General features: G+C 42.4%; 18 protein-coding genes. 10 read left to right on the top strand and 8 right to left on the bottom strand.

Annotated features, from left to right (window positions below):
• Positions 1–433 precede the first annotated feature (433 nt).
• Both ACP26M_RS27520 and ACP26M_RS27515 read right to left on the bottom strand, forming a co-directional pair.
• The gene (locus ACP26M_RS27520; protein WP_426585031.1) at positions 434–1,984 is read right to left on the bottom strand and encodes an acyl-CoA mutase large subunit family protein; all 1,551 of its coding nucleotides are present in this window, start codon (positions 1,982–1,984) and stop codon (positions 434–436) included.
• A 4-nt stretch (positions 1,985–1,988) separates the two neighbouring features.
• Positions 1,989–2,519, bottom strand: coding sequence for a hypothetical protein (locus ACP26M_RS27515; RefSeq protein WP_426585029.1), 531 nt, complete (start codon positions 2,517–2,519; stop codon positions 1,989–1,991).
• Positions 2,520–2,611: 92 nt separating this feature from the next.
• On the opposite strand from ACP26M_RS27515, the gene ACP26M_RS27510 reads away from it, so the two are divergent.
• The gene (locus ACP26M_RS27510) at positions 2,612–2,959 is read left to right on the top strand and encodes a HesB/IscA family protein (RefSeq protein WP_426585027.1); all 348 of its coding nucleotides are present in this window, start codon (positions 2,612–2,614) and stop codon (positions 2,957–2,959) included.
• A 127-nt stretch (positions 2,960–3,086) separates the two neighbouring features.
• Here the strand turns inward: ACP26M_RS27510 and ACP26M_RS27505 are convergent, their stop codons facing one another.
• A complete protein-coding gene (locus ACP26M_RS27505; protein WP_426585025.1) occupies positions 3,087–3,815 on the bottom strand; it encodes a peroxiredoxin family protein in 729 nt (242 codons plus the stop codon).
• 152 nt (positions 3,816–3,967) lie between these two features.
• Here ACP26M_RS27505 and ACP26M_RS27500 point away from each other — a divergent pair, with 152 nt between their 5' ends.
• The gene (locus tag ACP26M_RS27500) at positions 3,968–5,206 is read left to right on the top strand and encodes an ABC transporter permease (RefSeq protein WP_112652769.1); all 1,239 of its coding nucleotides are present in this window, start codon (positions 3,968–3,970) and stop codon (positions 5,204–5,206) included.
• A 387-nt stretch (positions 5,207–5,593) separates the two neighbouring features.
• Here ACP26M_RS27500 and ACP26M_RS27495 read toward each other — a convergent pair whose 3' ends face one another.
• From ACP26M_RS27495 to ACP26M_RS27475, 5 genes are all read right to left on the bottom strand, one after another.
• Entirely contained in the window at positions 5,594–6,334 is a 741-nt protein-coding gene (locus ACP26M_RS27495; RefSeq protein ID WP_426585023.1) for a tyrosine-protein phosphatase, read from the bottom strand.
• A 3-nt stretch (positions 6,335–6,337) separates the two neighbouring features.
• Positions 6,338–7,390 carry a dTDP-glucose 4,6-dehydratase gene (rfbB, locus tag ACP26M_RS27490; protein WP_426585021.1) on the bottom strand — a complete coding sequence of 351 codons (1,053 nt, stop codon included), beginning with the start codon at positions 7,388–7,390 and terminating at the stop codon, positions 6,338–6,340.
• 15 nt (positions 7,391–7,405) lie between these two features.
• Positions 7,406–8,428 carry a UDP-glucose 4-epimerase GalE gene (gene galE, locus ACP26M_RS27485; RefSeq protein WP_426585019.1) on the bottom strand — a complete coding sequence of 341 codons (1,023 nt, stop codon included), beginning with the start codon at positions 8,426–8,428 and terminating at the stop codon, positions 7,406–7,408.
• 112 nt (positions 8,429–8,540) lie between these two features.
• A complete protein-coding gene (locus ACP26M_RS27480) occupies positions 8,541–9,524 on the bottom strand; it encodes a UDP-glucuronic acid decarboxylase family protein (protein ID WP_091165770.1) in 984 nt (327 codons plus the stop codon).
• Positions 9,521–10,837, bottom strand: coding sequence for a UDP-glucose dehydrogenase family protein (locus ACP26M_RS27475; protein WP_426585016.1), 1,317 nt, complete (start codon positions 10,835–10,837; stop codon positions 9,521–9,523). The genes ACP26M_RS27480 and ACP26M_RS27475 overlap by 4 nt, the downstream gene beginning before the upstream one ends.
• 153 nt (positions 10,838–10,990) lie before the next feature.
• On the opposite strand from ACP26M_RS27475, the gene ACP26M_RS27470 reads away from it, so the two are divergent.
• The 8 genes from ACP26M_RS27470 to ACP26M_RS27435 all read left to right on the top strand — a co-directional run bounded on the left by ACP26M_RS27470 (position 10,991) and on the right by ACP26M_RS27435 (position 18,054).
• The gene (locus ACP26M_RS27470) at positions 10,991–12,241 is read left to right on the top strand and encodes a 3-deoxy-D-manno-octulosonic acid transferase (RefSeq protein ID WP_426585014.1); all 1,251 of its coding nucleotides are present in this window, start codon (positions 10,991–10,993) and stop codon (positions 12,239–12,241) included.
• A gap of 216 nt (positions 12,242–12,457) precedes the next feature.
• Positions 12,458–13,267: an alpha/beta fold hydrolase gene (locus tag ACP26M_RS27465; RefSeq protein ID WP_426585012.1), complete on the top strand. Its 810-nt coding sequence runs from the start codon at positions 12,458–12,460 to the stop codon at positions 13,265–13,267.
• A gap of 2 nt (positions 13,268–13,269) precedes the next feature.
• The gene (locus ACP26M_RS27460) at positions 13,270–13,893 is read left to right on the top strand and encodes a lysophospholipid acyltransferase family protein (RefSeq protein ID WP_426585010.1); all 624 of its coding nucleotides are present in this window, start codon (positions 13,270–13,272) and stop codon (positions 13,891–13,893) included.
• A gap of 149 nt (positions 13,894–14,042) precedes the next feature.
• Positions 14,043–14,642 carry a 1-acyl-sn-glycerol-3-phosphate acyltransferase gene (locus tag ACP26M_RS27455; RefSeq protein ID WP_426585008.1) on the top strand — a complete coding sequence of 200 codons (600 nt, stop codon included), beginning with the start codon at positions 14,043–14,045 and terminating at the stop codon, positions 14,640–14,642.
• Positions 14,643–14,645: 3 nt separating this feature from the next.
• Positions 14,646–15,734 (top strand): glycosyltransferase, encoded by a 1,089-nt coding sequence (locus ACP26M_RS27450; RefSeq protein ID WP_426585006.1) that lies wholly within the window; start codon positions 14,646–14,648, stop codon positions 15,732–15,734.
• Positions 15,713–16,390, top strand: coding sequence for a carotenoid biosynthesis protein (locus tag ACP26M_RS27445; protein ID WP_426585004.1), 678 nt, complete (start codon positions 15,713–15,715; stop codon positions 16,388–16,390). The genes ACP26M_RS27450 and ACP26M_RS27445 overlap by 22 nt, the downstream gene beginning before the upstream one ends.
• 94 nt (positions 16,391–16,484) lie before the next feature.
• On the top strand, positions 16,485–17,336 hold the full coding sequence (locus tag ACP26M_RS27440; protein WP_426585002.1) for a 4-hydroxy-3-methylbut-2-enyl diphosphate reductase: 852 nt from the start codon (positions 16,485–16,487) through the stop codon (positions 17,334–17,336).
• A gap of 28 nt (positions 17,337–17,364) precedes the next feature.
• The gene (locus ACP26M_RS27435; protein ID WP_426585000.1) at positions 17,365–18,054 is read left to right on the top strand and encodes a fatty acid desaturase; all 690 of its coding nucleotides are present in this window, start codon (positions 17,365–17,367) and stop codon (positions 18,052–18,054) included.
• Positions 18,055–18,216 lie beyond the last annotated feature (162 nt).

Genomic DNA, 18,216 nt, shown 5'->3' with positions numbered 1-18,216 from the left:
ATAAATAAAAGTAAAATATTGATTTCCAACCCCCAGCGAAACAACTTTTGGCCTTGCTACGGAACATCGAATATTGCCAAAAAAAGCTTATAAAAAAATTAAATTTTCACTTTTTTAACATTTGGCTTTTTACTAACAAATTCGATTTTTTAATGAAATTTTCGTATGGATAACATAATTTTTGATATAAAAATCACAATCCGAATATTTCTCAATTGTTTTTTTCTTTTTTTGAAATTTCAAAAAAAAGAATAATAAAACTGTCAATTACAACCCTTAGTTATACGCCAAAACATGGGTAATGTTTGCGCTTTTTTGATGGTTACTGCAAACAAAAAAATAACGCACTGGTTTAGTGCCTTATAAAAAATAAAAACCAGGTTTGTTGATTTGTGGTGCACTATACTACATGCACGGAAGCCACACCACGACGCTAATACTCTCCAAAAACACCTCGCAATACATCGGCGATCTCCCCAAGGGTAGCATAGCTTTCTACCGAAGTTACGATAAAAGGAATTAAGTTTTCGGTACCGGTCGCAGCTATTCCCAAAAGGTGTAAACTTTTCTCAACATCGTTACTATTACGCTCCCTTTTTAGCTCAGCAATTTTTTCCGACTGCATTTTTCTGATCGCGTCATCCACCCTAAACACATTAACAGGGGCTTCCTCCTGCTGGGTAAACCGGTTAACGCCTACTATAACTTTTTCGCCGGTTTCAATCTCCTGTTGATACTGGTAAGCAGAGGCTGCTATTTCCTGCTGGATATAATCCTGTTCTATGGCTTTTACCGCGCCACCCATGGCATCAATCTTATCTATATACAATTGGGCAGCGGCTTCCATCTCATCTGTCAATGCTTCGATAAAGTATGAACCGGCAAGCGGGTCAACCGTATCGGTAACACCACTTTCAAACGCGATGATCTGCTGGGTGCGCAAGGCTATTTTGGCTGCGGCTTCTGTTGGTAACGACAAGGCTTCGTCATACCCATTGGTGTGTAATGATTGTGTGCCCCCCAGCACGGCAGCCATTGCCTGGTTGCTTACCCTTATAATATTATTAAGCGGCTGTTGTGCTGTTAACGTTGAGCCGCCCGTTTGCGTATGAAAGCGAAGTTTTTGGGCGCCGGCATCGGTAGCCCCCAATTGTTTGGTAATATGCGCCCACATGCGCCTGGCGGCACGGAACTTGGCTATTTCCTCAAAAAAATTACTGTGACAGTTAAAAAAGAAAGAAAGGCGCTTGGCAAACACATTAATATCAAGTCCCTTATCCAGCGCGGCCTTTAAATAGGCTTTGCCGTTGGCCAAAGTAAATGCCAGTTCCTGCACGGCGGTTGAGCCTGCTTCGCGGATGTGATAACCTGATATGGAGATAGTATTCCATTTGGGCACCTCTTTACTGCAGTATTCAAATACATCGGTAATGAGCCGCATGGATGGCGCAGGGGGATATATATAGGTGCCGCGGGCAGCATACTCTTTTAATATATCGTTTTGTATGGTGCCGGAGATTTGCCTGAGATCTGCTTCCTGCTTTTTGGCCAGGGCAATGTACATGGCCAGCAAGATTGGGGCCGTGGCATTAATAGTCATGGAGGTAGTGATATCCTTTAGCTCAATACCAGCAAACAGGATTTCCATGTCCTTCAATGAATCAATAGCTACCCCTACCTTGCCCACCTCACCTTCGGCAAGAGCATGGTCGGAGTCGTAGCCTATTTGTGTTGGGAGATCGAAGGCTACCGAAAGACCGTTTGTACCCTGGCTTAATAAATAATGATAACGCTTGTTTGATTCTTCGGCAGTTGAGAAGCCGGCATACTGCCGCATAGTCCAGGGTTTGCCCCGGTACATATCTTTTTGGATACCGCGGGTAAAGGGGAACTCACCTGGCAATTCACTCATATTTGAAGGTTCGGTATAAACCTCCTTAATTTCGATACCCGATGTAGTGGTAATTTTTTTATCCCTGGCCATAAGCTTAGTATAATTCTTCCATGTCCTGCCTGATGAGCCCAAGTGCTACATCATATGGATTATCTTCCAGCTTACTTAAATGTATCAGGATAACCCTGCTTAACTCAAGTGCTGAAGTATCAGGAGGTAAAGCCTTTACAGCATTATTGATCATATTAATGGTATCGTCCTTTACCCTTTTTACCACATTCCAAACCCGGGCGCTTACATAAATTTGCTGCGTAATGTTATGCTGAAACTCGTTGCGCACCTCGTTAACAATAATAGCCTGCAATTTGGCGGCGGTATCGGCCGATCCGTTAAGGCGGATAAGTAAACTTGCAGGATTAACCCTTTCAATGAAAAGTACAACCCTTTCATAGGCCTGTAAACGTAATGGCAGGGTTTGATTACTGATGGTACGCTTTAATTCCAATAACTGGATACTTTCTGATTTATCAAGATATGGTTTAAACAGGTAAAAAGCGATATACACAACGCCTAAGCCCGAAATAGTATATTTTAAAATATCAAACAAAAAAGGTAGAGTGGGCATGTTTATAAATGTTATACAGGGGTCATAAAATTATGACACTAACAAAAATCTGCATTTTACGTTATATTTGTGTGGAATAAATAAAAATAAAGATGAGTATAGCTGTTGAAGCTGCTCCGGTTTCTTTTACACCGGGCGCAGTAAAGGAACTTTTTAAATTAAAAGACCAGCAAGAAATAAACGACGAATTTGGTTTACGTGTTGGTGTTGAGGGTGGTGGCTGTTCGGGCATGAACTATATTTTAGGCTTTGACATGAAAAAAGACGGCGACCAGGAATATATTATTGATGGGATTAAAGTTTTTATGCACAAGGCCCATGGCATGTATTTGGCCGGTATGCAAATTGATTACCAGGACGGATTAAATGCCCGTGGTTTTACTTTCAACAACCCTAATGCTGCCAGCACCTGTGGCTGCGGCTCTTCTTTCTCGGTTTAAATAAACCCGGTTAAAATATGGAAAGCCGTTTCATTGTAAATATGAAGCGGCTTTTGTTTTGTATTTCGGTAATGTCGCAAACTATCAGCAGCGTGCCTATTTAGTTAGCCGGTGATATTTAAAACCATTACTTAATTTCAGATATCGTTTTCCTGATCCAGTTTGGCACCATTCCATCGCTATAGCCCTGGCTATTAAACCGTATAACCCCGTCCCTGTCAATAACCAGGCTCACCGGGCACTCGTCAACCCCATAGTAAGAAAACAAAGGCATCGAATCGCTAACCACATGGTATTTAAATGGCGACACCTTCAGAAATCGCTCCACCTGTTCAGTTTTATCTAACGAAATTGCAATAAATACAACATCCTTATTATTCTGATAAGCGTCGACAAGGCGGTTCAGTTCGGGCATTTCATATCTGCATGGCGGGCAGGCAATAAACCAAAAGTTGAGCACAACTATTTTCCCTTTCAGCTCCGCAGCTGTAATTACATTACCGTTAACATCTCTCATATTGAAAAAGCTAAAGGTATTTCCCGTTTTAAAAAACCTGGTTTCGGGCGGCTTAATAGCATTAGCCGGCAAAATACCATCGGCAAGCGGATCACGTTTTGTTAATATAAAAGCAGAGCTATCACTATCATGCTGTACGGGCTTCAACATATAATAGCCGGTTGCCATCAATTCACGCCATTTAGCATAAGTATATTTTTCGCCTTTGGCATTGGTAACTACCGTTTTTTGATTGAAACCATATTGTTCTATCGGCCGTGTTATCTCAATCTGACCATATGCGCTTGAAATACTAAAAACAAGCAATGGGATAGCAAACAGGATATAATAATTTCTCATTTTAAGGTTTAAATTCAACGGAAAATTGTAACATAAATAGCACGTTACCAAATCGGGGCCTTAGCCACACCAATCACAAAAATAAGTTAAATCAGCATGTAACAAACTGGTATAATGCTTAGTCATACCACCAAGTTTTTTATATTTATACCATGCCGGTAAAAACCTCTTACAAAGAAAACATTTCCATTGCATTACAGTCCATAGCCGGCAACAGGCTGCGCACCTCATTAACTGCGCTGATCATAGCTATTGGTATCATGGCGTTGGTGGGTATTTTAACGGCCATTGAAGGCATAAGGCAGTTCACCAACGATGCTTTCGCCGATCTTGGCGCCAACACATTCACCCTGCAAAACCGCGGTGAGGGATTGAACTTCGGCAACGGCGGGCATCGTAAAGTGTATCCGGCCATTACTTATGACCAGGCGGTGCGCTTTAAAAATACTTTTAAATTGCCGGTAGCTGTAGCCATTAATTTAGAGGTAAATGGTACCGCAGTAGCCAAATACGGCAATCAAAAAACAAATCCAAACATATCTATCTCCGGATCAAACGAAAATTACCTGGTTACAGCTGGTAAAAAGCTGGCTTTCGGGCGTAATTTTTCCGCTTCTGAACTGGAACATGGATCGAACGTGGTTATTATTGGCGACGAGATCAAAAAGAAACTGTTTAAAACTGAAGACCCGATAAATAAATCGATATATCTCGGTACCGATAGGTTCAGGATAGTTGGTGTATTTGCATCAAAAGGTTCAAGCTCATTCGGGGGCGATAAATTTTGCGTGATCCCTGTATTGAAAGCTAAACAGATAGACAGTACCAAGAATGCGTCGTTCACGGTAACTATTAAAGTAGCCAGTCCCGGCGCCCTTGATGCTACTATTGGCGAAGCTACCTCCTTATTTAGAAACGTAAGAGGGCTTAACGTAATTAACCAGGACAACTTTGAAATAAGCCGGAGCGATTCCATTCAAAAAGAGCTATCAGGCCAGCTTGCGGGTATTACAGCCGCCGGTTTTGCTGTAGGTATTATCACGCTCATCGGCGCCGCCATTGGGCTTATGAATATCATGCTGGTATCAGTAACAGAACGCACACGCGAAATTGGTGTGCGAAAAGCTATAGGAGCAACTCCGGCAATCATTCGTAAACAATTTTTAATAGAGGCAATAGTGATCTGTCTTATAGGCGGTGCAGCAGGTATGATACTGGGCATGGCTGCCGGAAACCTCATTGCCGTACAAATAAGCGGCGCATTTGTAGTGCCATGGGGATGGCTATTCTTCGCGGTAGTGCTTTGTACGTTTATCGGTTTAATATCAGGCTACTACCCCGCAAAAAAAGCAGCAAAACTGGATCCGGTTGAAGCTTTGAGGTATGAATAGACAACGCTTCAAAATCTTAGAAGCTGCCTACAAACAAAAAACGTCATTGCGAGTAACAATCAGGGAAGCCTGAAAAAAAACGCAATGACATGTAAAATATATTTTAGCGGTGTTGCGCGTGGGCCGCGTTAGGGCTTGCAGTGTAAAGCCCGGAGCGAGTAGAGAGACTGCGGGCAGGAAAGGCGAGGACTTGCAACGGAAAGCCCGGGCCGCAGGCAACGCCCATGGTATAAAATCCATCAGAAAAATACACTTAATAATCAATAACTTACGACCATATCATTATAAGGAACGAAGCAATCACGAACCATACAGGGCGGATCGATCTGCTAATCGAGGATTGCTTCGTTCCTCGCAATGACGCTTTTCTTGTTGGATAATACCTGTTTAAAACAACATCTTATTCTTAAGCGGATAGTCGACAAGCAATTTTTCAATATAAGTTGTTCTCAGCGCATCGCCCAATGCGGCGGCATGCCTTAAGTGGTGCATATCGCTTGAAATAAAGTCTATCAAACTATTATCAACCAGTTCTTCGGCCATTTTTTTTATCTCCTTGCCGTAATACCCGGTAAGCGATATGGTGTTAAGCTGAAAGTCGACACCCCAACTGTGCAAATTTTTCAATTTCTCTAAATCAAGGTATTGATAGCGCTCGGGGTGGGCCAAAATAGGTTTATACCCTTTATCATGAAGCTTTTGAATTACACTGTAAGTATTTGGCGGTTGATTTATAAATGAAAATTCAAATAATACGTGATTATCGCCCATGGTCATGATCGGGCCGTTCTCTACACGTGCTTCAAACGTTTCATCAAAATAGTGTTCGGCAGCGGCTTCAACAGGTATATCAATCCCTTGTTTAACCAACTCAGCTTTTAGTATGGTCAGTGCGTTTCCTATGGTTTCGGGGGTGTTGCGATAAAAGTCAATCATGATGTGAGGTGTGGCAATAATTTTTTTTATGCCTAATTCCATCATTTTTTTTATCAACTCTACCGAATCTTCAGGCGTTTTAGCACCATCGTCAATTCCCGGTAACACGTGCGAGTGCATATCAACCATGATCCCCTCATAGCTGTGCTTTGCTTCCCTTACTTCCTTCTTCTTCTTAAAAAGCCCGAACATTTTTTATCTATCGTTATACTGACTGCTGTAATATTGCTGGTAATGTCCCGACGTTACATCATTAAGCCAATCTTCATTAGCCAGGTACCAATCAACTGTTTTTTCCAAACCTTCTTCAAAAGTTATGCCCGGCACCCAGCCTAAATCATTTTTAAGCTTGGTTGCGTCAATAGCATATCTTAGATCGTGGCCGGCCCTGTCGGTTACAAAAGTGATCAGCTTAGCCGATTCTCCCTCGGCCCTGCCCAATTTTTTGTCCAATATACTGCAAAGCAATTTGATGAGGTCAATATTTTTCCATTCGTTATGCCCGCCTATATTATAGGTTGAGCCCGATTTGGCATTATGGAATATGACATCAATTGCGCGGGCATGGTCTTCAACCCAAAGCCAGTCGCGGATATTTTCGCCTTTGCCGTACACCGGCACAGGCTTATTTTGTTTGATATTATTGATTGCCAGTGGAATAAGCTTTTCCGGAAAATGGAACGATCCGTAATTGTTTGAGCAGTTTGAGATCACGGTATCCATGCCGTAAGTGTCCTGGTAGGCCCGCACAAAGTGATCAGAACCTGCCTTTGAAGCCGAATAGGGCGAATGCGGATCATAGGCGGTTTCTTCGGTAAACATGCCATCTTCACCAAGCGTACCGTATACCTCATCGGTAGAAACATGATAAAAACGGGTTTGATTATATTTGCCTTTCCAATGCTCGCGGGCTGTATTCAATAAATTTACGGTGCCAACTACATTGGTCATCACAAAATCAAGGGGGTTAGTGATCGACCGGTCTACGTGCGATTCGGCAGCAAGATGGATAACCGCATCGGGGTTCTCTGCTGCAAAAAGTTCATTGATAAAAGCAATATCAACAATATCGCCTTTTACAAACCTATAATTAGGCTCATTTTCAATATCTTTTAAATTGGCCAGATTACCCGCATAAGTAAGTTTATCTAAATTAACAATGCTGTAATCAGGATAGTTTTTCACAAACCTGCGTACTACATGCGAACCAATAAAACCAGCACCCCCTGTTATAATGATTTTTTTCATTCCCTGCTGTTGATATTAATTGAACGGATTTTGAGCAATATATTTTTCCCACTCCCAGGCTGATGACATCATTTCGCCAATACCAAGTTTAGCTGTCCAGCCAAGTTTGGTTGATGATTTGGTAACATCGCCCCAAACCTGCTCCACATCACCTTCACGGCGCGGGCCAATTTCATAGTTCAGTTTTTCGCCAGTAGTGCTTTCAAAAGCATGAATTACTTCCAATACTGAAGTGCCGTTGCCTGTGCCCAGGTTAAACACATCATAACCTTTAAATTCGTCTTTTTCGGCAAGCCTTAACGCGGCTACATGGGCTTTCGCCAAATCAACTACGTGAATATAATCGCGGATGCAGCTACCATCAGGCGTGTTATAATCATTACCAAAAACGGTTATTTTTTCGCGTTTGCCTATGGCAGTTTGTGTAATAAAAGGCACCAGGTTTTGTGGTACACCTATTGGCAACTCCCCAATCAAAGCAGACTCATGGGCACCTACAGGGTTAAAATAACGCAACGAAATCACTTTATAATCGCTGCCGGAATTTATCATATCAACCAAAATTTCTTCGGCTATTTGCTTGGTATTACCATATGGAGATTGTGCAGGCTGCACCGGGGCATCCTCTGTAACGGGTAATTTTTCGGGCTGTCCGTAAACTGTGCAGCTTGATGAAAATACAAAATTGATAGCCTTACCGTAATAAGCTTCGAGCAGATTGATAAGCGAATAAAAATTATTCCGGTAATATTTCATTGGTTTTTTTACCGATTCGCCCACCGCTTTAAAGGCTGCGAAGTGGATGATACCACCTATTTCGGGTTCGGCAAGAGCAAGTGATCTAACGGCAGCTTCATCACAAAGATCAAGCTTATGAAATACCGGGGTAAAGCCTAAGATCTTTGTAAGCTGATCTAATATTTTAGGGTCCGAATTCGACAAGTCGTCAACGATAATGGGGTCATACCCCGCGTTAACCAGCTCAACAACGGTGTGCGAACCAATAAAACCCAAACCGCCTGTTACTAATATTTTCATGGTTTAAATAGAGAGTATGTTTGAATGTTTGGCAAAGTAAGCAGATTGTGACAATTCATCCACTTTTATATTATAAAAAAGGCCAAAAAAATTAATTTCCGGCCTCGTTACCTTACTTATTGTAATAAGTAAAGTCTTTATGGTTTATTTCATGTTCGGGCAACGACTTGAAGTATTCTAAGGTGATCTTCAAACCTTCACTTCTGGATACTTTTGGCTCCCAGCCTAATATAGCTTTAGCCTTGGTAATATCCGGGCGGCGTTGCTTCGGATCGTCCGTTGGCAAAGGCAGGCTGATCAGCTCCTGGTTGGTGCCCGTCAGCTTAATGATCTCCTCGCCAAATTGTTTTATCGTGATTTCGTCCGGGTTGCCGATGTTCACCGGCTGGGCGTAATCGCTGTGCAGCAACCTGTAGATCCCTTCTATCAAGTCATCTACATAGCAAAACGACCGCGTTTGTGAGCCGTCGCCAAACATCGTCAACGGTTCGCCCCGCAGTGCCTGCCCTATAAAAGCCGGTAACACCCTTCCGTCGTTCAGTCGCATTCTTGGACCATAGGTATTGAAAATCCTAACGATCCTGGTTTCCAACCCGTGGAAGGTATGGTAAGCCATGGTAATAGCTTCCTGGAATCTTTTGGCTTCATCATACACCCCTCTCGGGCCTACCGGGTTTACATTACCCCAGTATTCCTCTGGCTGCGGGTTGATGTTCGGATCGCCGTATACTTCCGAGGTGGAGGCGATCAGCATCCGTGCCTTCTTGTTCCGGGCCAGTCCCAGCAGGTTATGGGTTCCCAGTGAGCCTACTTTCAATGTCTGGATCGGAATTTTCAGATAATCTATCGGGCTGGCCGGTGAGGCAAAATGCAGGATATAATGCAGTTCACCCGGCACATATACAAACTTGGATACGTCATGGTTATAAAACTCAAAGTTCTCCAGTTTGAACAAATGTTCGATATTCCTTAAATCACCGGTGATCAGGTTATCCATCCCGATCACATGATAATCTTCCTTAATAAACCTGTCGCACAGGTGCGAGCCTAAAAAACCGGCCGCTCCTGTAATCAGGATTCTTTTTCTTTCTGTCATATTGCTACTGTTTTACGGCCTATACTGTTATAATAAAATCCATAATCTTTCATCCTGTCCAGGTCATACAGGTTACGCCCGTCAAAGATCACCGGCGATTTCAGCTTTTCCTTCATAAAGTCAAAGTCTGGAGTACGGAATACCGGCCATTCGGTCACAATCAGCAAAGCATCTGCATCATCAAGGGCATTGTACCGGTTGGTGGCATAGCTTATTTTATCGCCAAGTAGTTTTTTAACGTTTGGCATGCCTTCCGGGTCGTAGGTGGTTACTGTTGCCCCGGCTGCTAACAGCTCATCGATAATGTACAGTGCCGGTGCTTCGCGGATATCGTCGGTCTCCGGTTTAAAAGCCAGTCCCCACAGGGCAAAATGTTTTCCTTTCAGTCCGCCTTCGCCATAATATTCACGCATTTTAACTACCAGCCGTTTCTTCTGAGTTTCGTTCACTTCCATCACCGAGTTGAGGATCTTGAAGTCGTATTTATTTTCTTCGGCTGCTTTGGAAAGGGCCTGCACATCTTTAGGAAAACAGCTGCCCCCATAACCAACACCCGGGAACAGGAATCGTTTGCCAATGCGGCCATCTGCCCCTACCCCCTTGCGTACCATATCTACATCCGCTCCTACCAGCTCGCACATGTTGGCAATCTCGTTCATGAACGTGATCTTGGTGGCTAAAAATGAGTTGGCTGCATATTTGGTTAGCTCGGATGAGCGTTCGTCCATATATAATATAGGGTTGCCCTGGCGCACATAGGGTGCATATAAATCGCCCATTACCTGGCGGGCTTTTTCATCCGTTGTACCGATCACTACCCTGTCCGGTTTCATGAAATCTTCTACGGCTACACCTTCGCGTAAAAACTCGGGGTTGGATACCACCGCAAACGGAACATCGGTATTGGCTTTCATCACTGCGGTTACCTTATCTGCCGTACCTACCGGTACCGTTGATTTGGTTACGATCACTTTATATTCGGTGATCAGTTTGGCTATATCTTTTGCTGCGCCAAGCACATAACTCAAATCGGCTGCTCCATCCGCTCCCGGAGGCGTAGGTAATGCCAAAAAGATCACTTTGGCCGGGCCTATTGCTTCGGCAAGATTAGTGGTAAAGGTTAGTCTTTCCTGTTTAATATTACGCAGAAATAAAATATCAAGACCCGGTTCATAAATCGGCATCTCGCCATTCCGCATCTTGTTTACTTTTTCTTCCACGATATCCACACAGGTTACTTCATTTCCCGTTTCGGCTAAACAAGTTCCCGTTACCAAGCCTACATAGCCCGTACCAATTACTGCAATTTTCATAGTGTTAAATGTGTTTTAATTTTAAGTAAGCAATATTTGTATGATCAATCATATAACTGACTTATTATAGCACCGGGCGGGCCATAAACTAATATTGTAATTATTGTTATTACTTTTATGCCCGGCTAAGATAATCATTCAGCATTAAAATTGATGTTATTATATAATATAGGTATCAAATTATATTCCCTTTTTATCCGTTTTGCCGCATTGTTTAACAACAAGGCAAAACTTTGGGTTGCAGGGCGTAAAAATCCTGTCTTTGTACGTATAGAAAGCAGTATTTGGTTTCATTTTGCTTCACTTGGCGAATTTGAGCAAGGAAGGCCTATACTGGAAGCAATGAGAAATTTACACCCCAAAAAGAAAATAGTAGTCACTTTTTTTTCTCCTTCGGGATATGAGATCAGGAAAAACACACCGCTTGCTGACTTTGTTTACTACCTGCCTTTGGATACTGCCCGAAACGCCCGCAGGTTTATCGATGCCATTAACCCCGAGATTGTCATTTTTACTAAATACGAGTACTGGTTCCATTTTTTTAATGAAGCAAACAAGCGTAACATCCCCCTGTATATCGTATCAGGCATCTTCAGGCCCGCACAGGTGTTTTTTAAATGGTATGGAGGTTTTAATCGCAGAATCCTAAGTCTGGTATCGCACTTCTTTTTACAGGATGAGGCATCTGCGCAATTATTGAAAGGTATCGGTATTACTAACACATCAGTGAGCGGCGATACCCGGTTTGATCGCGTTTGGGCAAATGCACAAAACCCTAAAGTGCTGCCTTTGATAGAACAATTTAAAAATGGTCACAAGTTATTTATAGCAGGCAGCACCTGGCCACAGGATGAGAATATATTAGCCAAATTAGTAAGCCAGTATCCCGATTGGAAATTCATTTTTGCACCTCACGAAATACCGGAGGAAAAAGTTAATAACCTTATTGACTTGCTTCCGCAGGGAAAGGCGATCACTTTTTCTCAGCTAAGAACTGAGGCAGAAGGCTTAAAGTCAGGAGATTTTATTAACCAATCGCTTACATCTAACAATCTTCAATCGCTGGTGATAGATAATATCGGCATGCTTTCATCGCTTTATGCTTATGCCGACGTTGCTTACATAGGTGGCGGCTTTGGTGTGGGAATTCATAATACCCTGGAGGCAGCCGCGTTCGGTCTGCCGGTTATTTTTGGCCCTAATTATCAGAAATTTAACGAAGCCAAGGAACTTATAGCCATTAAAGCCGGTTTTAGCATCAGCAATGAAACAGAATTAAAAGATATTGTTGACACACTGGTTAATGACGAGCCGTTTTATAATATTACCCGTAAAAAGGTATTTAATTATGTGAAGGAAAATGTAGGGGCCACGGAAATGATCATGAAGTATATCGATAAATAAAAAATGTCATCTATCATACGAGGAACGAGTGAGACTTTGTACACCCGGTAAGTAGACCAGGTATGGTGGATTTGCAGGAAGCAGAAGATTTCTCTTCACGCCCCACTTCCCTCTTCCGCGGTTCATCGAAATGACAATTTTAAAAGACTATTCCATCATTCAAACAAAACATGGTTGTTTACTGTACAAAAGTCATAAATTCTTAATATTGCCTTAATGGGTTTTTTACATCTGCCCGGCCTGGGCAAAGCGCATTTTCACGAGTATGGTACCGGTCAAAAACCGCTGCTGGCCTTTCATGGCTATGGCATGACAGGGAAACAGTTTCATGTACTTGATCAGTCTATCCTACCCCAATATCACATCTATGGTTTCGATCACTTTTTTCACGGCGAAAGCAGGCTGGATGGCTGGACAGAACAACAGATCGTGGCCGGGATGCCAAAACCCATGGTACGCAGCTACATGGAAGAATGGTTTAAGCTTTACGGCCGGCAACGTTTTTCGGTAATGGGCTACTCTATAGGCGCCAACATCGCCCTGATTTTAGTTGAAGAATATGCCGATATGATTGATGACATCATTTTAATGGCCCCTGATGGCCTGGCTGTATTTAAAGGCTTTCATTTTATATTGCATAATAAGCTTGGACGCGCAATTTTCCGTACGGCTACAAAAAGCAAATGGCTGGCACCTTTTTTAGTTAAAAGCATGAAAACCGTTGGCGCTATTGACGAAAGCCTTTACCGCATAGCTTATAATGAAATTGATACCGAACAAAAACGGCTTGACACCTATTATACCCTAAATTTGATCAGGCAGTTAAAACCTGACGTACAGAAAGTAGCACAATTAATCAATCAGCATACAATTAAATGTTTGCTGATATTTGGCAGGCATGACCAGCTATTCCCTAAATCGGCGGCAATGCCATTTTTAGGAATGCTCCATAATGCCGAAGTACATGAAGTTGAGCTTGGGCACTGGTTGGTTACAAAGGCACTTGACGAGTATTTAGTTAAATAAACATGGTACCTTCACGTAAAAAGAAATTTTGGAGTAAACTATTCATCCGTTGTGTAAAATGGTGGATCGGCCGTAATTTTAAAGAGGTTAATGTACAGCCCTTTGAGCCACGCCCGGGCCATTCAATATTGCTTTTGACCAATCATTTTAGCTGGTGGGACGGTTTCATTGCTAACCGGACAGCTGTTTATGATCTCAAAAAGCAATTCTACATCATGATGCAGCAAGACCAGTTCGATCAGCATAGTTATTTTCGGTACATTGGTGCTTACTCCATTCAAAAAGGGTCGAGGGCAATACTCGACTCGCTCAGCTACTCGGCCGGAATATTAAATGATCCTGATAACCTCATTGTGATATTTCCGCAGGGCGAGCTCTATTCAAACCATGAAACGCATATCCGTGTTGAAACCGGTGTTTATAAACTGATGCGACAGATAAAAGGCCCCTGTCAGGTGGTTTATCATTGTACCCTGATCGATTACTTTGAAAGTCTGAAACCCCGTGCCTATGTTCATTTATTTGATTTAGGCGTTGCTAATGAGCTTACTTTTGAGCAGTTAAAGGAAAACATTAATAACGCACATCAGCAAGCGTTAAAGAACCAGATCAATATGGAGCACTAATTAATTGACACTAATTTCTTGAATTATATCGAATTGACGTTAATTTCATTTGATAAACGTACATCAAAATTCGTGTAATTCGATAAAATTGTCGGCAACATGCAATACATTCGTGTCAAAATATGATCCGCAATAAAAACAACTTTTTCATGAGCCGTATTGTCCATTATTATATTAAATGGATAGTTAGCAAAACGTTTTATGAGCTATTGTTTAACGATATTGTGATTGATGAAAACAAATCGGTGCTGCTGATAGGCAACCATTTTAGTTTTTGGGATGGATTGATATTATACTGCGTAAACGATAAATTGCTGAAGAAAAAGTTACATGTCATGATCCTGGAAGAGACTGCCCGTAACGAGCGCTTCCTGAAATATGTGGGTGCTTTTTCGGTAAAAAAAGATTCAAAAAGTATCATCCAATCACTTGACTATGCTGCCGGATTGCTTACCGATCCCGCAAATTTGGTTTTGATGTTTCCGCAGGGCAAACTGTATGCTAACTTTGTTACCAGCATAAACTTTGAAAAGGGGGTTATGAGGATCATTGAAAAAGCAAACGGGAATTTCCAGCTCGTTTTTGCTTCAACTTTTATTCAGTACTTTAAACATAAAAAGGCAACGGCAACCGTTTATTTAAAAAACGAACCAGAAAATTACACCGGTAAAAGCATAAGTAAATTACAAGAGGCTTACCAAAGGCATTATGAAGCCTCCAAAGCGCTGCAAACCGAATTTGATATATAAAAAGTGACCATAGCTATATTAATAACCCTCTTTTTTATCATACTCAGGTTTGCAGTAACGCTATTCAATTATATCTCCAACCCTAAACTGCCCCATATAGGGCGGTATTATTCGGATAAAGTTTCTATCCTGATCCCTGCACGTAACGAGGCCGAAAACATATTAACTCTGTTAAATTCCATCCATCAGCAGGATTATAACAACTACGAGGTTATTATTTATGACGATGATTCAAGCGATGATACTTATCAGGTTTGTACTGAATTTGCCGCCGGTCACCCTCATTTCAGGGTGTTAAAGGGAGGTAAATTACCGGATGGCTGGATGGGAAAAAATTACGCCTGCCATCAAATGGCTAAACAGGCCGATGGTAAATACCTGCTGTTTTTGGATGCTGACGAACAAGTTAATAACCGCCTTATCAACAGTGCGGTACACCGTATGCATTTGCACCAGCTGGGTTTATTAAGCCTGTTCAGCAATCAAACCATGCTTACCCTTGGCGAGAACCTGGTAGTACCTCTCATGCATTTCATATTGCTAAACCTGCTGCCTTTACGCCTGGTATATATATTAAAAAACGCCTCAGTAGCAGCCGCCAGCGGGCAGTTTATGTTGTTTGATGCTACTATTTATCACAAACACCAATGGCACAAAGCAGTAAAAAACAAGGTGGTGGAAGATGTGGAGATCATGCGCCTCATAAAAGCGGAGCGTTATAATGGCGAGGCCCTGCTGGCCAACGGCATGATCAGCTGCCGTATGTACCGGGGATATGGCGAAGCTATAAACGGGTTCAGTAAAAATTTCCTGGCGGCTTTTAACTATAGCATCATTGGTTTTTTGGTGTACATTACCATCACTATTGCCGGTCCGCTGATTATCCTGACAACCCTGAACATGCCGCTGATATTTTTTACCGCAGGGCTGATTTTTCTTACGCGGATCATGATCTCCCTTTCGGCCGGTCAAAAAGCGGAGTATAACATCCTTTTACATCCTGCCCAAATGTTTAGCCTGCTTGTCGTAGCTGTTTTATCCATCCAAAGGTATCTCACCAAAACCACGATGTGGAAAGGGCGAAAAATTTGAGACCCATAGCATCCGATAATTCTGTCCGCGCAAAAAACAGGATCTGTATCATAGTTATTTTCCTGTTTCATTTGGTAGGGTTGGCAGGCTTTATTATCCCCTCATTAACCGTATTATTTATAACCCTGGTACCATGGCATTTACTATTGATGCTTGGGATTATCGTTTATAGTTATGACAATTTTGACAGCAGGTTTCTGCTGTTTGCATTGACCGCCTTCGGCATCGGCTTCCTGGCCGAATACATCGGTGTACATACCGGTTGGCTCTTCGGGCATTATCAATATGGCAGAACACTTGGCATCAAACTATTTGAAATTCCCCTGATGATAGGGGTAAATTGGTTCCTGCTGGTCTATGCCGCAGGCATTACCCTGCAGCGAAGCCGCCTAAAAAGTACGTTGGTAAGAATACTTTCAGGAGCTACGATCCTCACCTTGCTCGATGTGCTGATTGAGCCTATTGCCATACATTTTGATTACTGGCACTGGCTGGATGCCGGCGTTCCGTTTAAAAACTATGGTTGCTGGTTTATGCTGAGTGCATTGCTGCTTTTTATATTTGAGCAGTTTAAATTTAAACGGCAAAGCATTGTTGGCTCGGCATTACTGATTGCACAATTTGTATTTTTTGCTGTCTTGAATTTGGTATATTGAGCCAAGGTGATCAACTATTTAGTGATATAATAATCATCAAAATCAACGTAATCATTACAATCAACGGTTATTTTTGCCGTAAATTTGTAGCACCATGGGAGATTATCAGTTAAAGGTTACTATTGACCAGGATTCGGGCTTTTGCTTTGGGGTGGTTTATGCCATTGATATGGCCGAGGAGATTTTAGAAGAGGATGGCTATCTGTACTGCCTTGGTGATATTGTGCATAATGACGAAGAGGTTGAACGTTTGAAAGCAAAAGGCCTGCGCATCATTGAGCACGGCCAGCTTAAAGATCTCCATAATGAAAAGGTGCTCATCCGTGCCCATGGTGAAGCTCCCGACACCTACCGTACGGCTTTAGAGAATAACATCACCCTTATTGATGCCTCATGTCCGGTAGTGCTTAAACTACAAAACCGCATCAAAACCTCATATGACTCGAACGAGAAGATCCTGATTTTTGGCAAGCACGGTCATGCAGAAGTGGTTGGCCTGCAGGGACAAACCAATGATGAAGCGATAGTTTTCCAGGATATTGCCGAGCTTGACAATGTAGAACTACCGCACAACATTACGTTGTATAGCCAAACCACCAAGAGTATGGATAAATTTTACTCGGTTAAAGATGAGCTTATTTCACGCGGCTACGCCCTTAAGGCTAATGATACTATTTGCCGCCAGGTAAGTAACCGAGATAAAGACCTGCCCAAATTTGCAACGCGCTTTGATAAGATTGTTTTTGTATCGGGCAAAAAATCATCAAATGGTAAGGTATTGTATGAAGTATGCCGCAAGCACAATCCCAATACTTATTTCATATCCTCAACCGACGAACTGGATAAAAACATGTTTGCACCAAATGATACCATTGGTATTGCCGGTGCAACATCAACCCCCATGTGGCTGATGCAGAAAGTAAAAGCCACTATAGAAAGCTTTTAACAGCACGCTTTTTGCTGTAATAGGTAACATGCAAAAAAGTCCGTCAAATATTGGTTTATTTGTGGCCGCGCTGGTAATTGGCTGCTGGGCAACAAGCATTACATTACTGATGCAATGGCATTTCAGCTTCAGCAATCCTCTTGTTTATGTGCTAATGCTGGTGCAGATGCACCTTTATACCGGACTGTTCATCACCGCACATGATGCTATGCATGGTACAGTTTCGCCTGATAAGGGCTTAAATAACTTTGTGGGTTACCTCAGCACTTTCCTATATGCCTCGTTCTGGTACCCGCAATTGTACACCAAACACCACAGGCACCATAACCATGTACATACACATGAAGATCCGGACTATCATCAGGGCAGCTTTTTTGCGTGGTATGTACAATTTATCCGCAATTACCTGTCCATATGGCAAATTGTGGTGATGGCTGTTGTATTCAATATCCTGAAGGTTTGGATCCCACAGCCAAACCTGATCATGTTTTGGGTTGCGCCATCATTACTAAGCACATTACAGTTATTTTACTTTGGTACGTACCAACCGCATAAAGGCGAACACAATAACCGGCACTTTGCCCGGAGCCAGCGCCGTAATCATTTGGCTGCATTTTTTAGCTGCTATTTTTTCGGCTATCATTATGAGCACCATGAATCGCCGGGTGTACCGTGGTGGAGATTGTGGAAAGCTCCGTTGCCGAAAAACACAGATTAACCAATCCATAATCCGCTACTCGTCATCGTATCCACTATTAAGCTCGGAAAAAATGGTAATGATGTATAAAATATATTTTAGGGATGTTGCGCAGGGCTGCGTTAGGGATTGCAGCGGAAAACCCACAGCCTTGTGCAGGCCTCAGTGCGTACAGGCAAGGCG

The sequence above is a fragment of the Mucilaginibacter sp. R-33 genome (genome assembly GCF_049949235.1).
In the GTDB taxonomy this organism is placed as follows: domain Bacteria; phylum Bacteroidota; class Bacteroidia; order Sphingobacteriales; family Sphingobacteriaceae; genus Mucilaginibacter.
Note: the sequence above shows the minus strand (reverse complement) of the source record. Positions and strands in the feature narration are given on the sequence as shown.